The sequence below is a fragment of the Pseudomonas sp. 51_B genome (assembly GCF_017491595.1).
Taxonomy (GTDB): Bacteria; Pseudomonadota; Gammaproteobacteria; order Pseudomonadales; family Pseudomonadaceae; genus Aquipseudomonas; species Aquipseudomonas promysalinigenes.
The window spans coordinates 1-241 of the sequence record NZ_JAFGYW010000604.1 but is presented as its reverse complement, the minus strand read 5'-3'; the positions used below and the strand labels follow the sequence as shown (position 1 = coordinate 241).

Sequence of the window (241 nt, the reverse complement as noted above, 5' to 3'; positions counted from 1 at the left end):
ACTGGTGCTGCCCCGCCTGATCAAGCAGGACGGTACCCGCCAGCCGTTCGATGAAGACAAGCTGCGCGCTGGCATGCAGCGAGCGCTGGAAAAACGCCCGGTCAGCGTCGAGCGCCTGGAAGCGGCGGTACACCGAGGCGAAGCGGATGTAGGCCACCTCGTCGAGCTTGCGCAGCTCGGCCATGACCAGTTCACCCACTACCAGCGATTTGACTTCGCGCTCGCCCGTGGCGCGCAGGCG

The 241-nt window shown here is 66.4% G+C and carries 1 pseudogene; it reads left to right on the top strand.

Annotation, left to right across the window (positions count from 1 at the left end):
• Positions 1-130: pseudogene (locus J5M56_RS27320) on the top strand (ATP cone domain-containing protein); the annotation flags it as partial.
• Between the last annotated feature and the right edge of the window lie 111 nt (positions 131-241).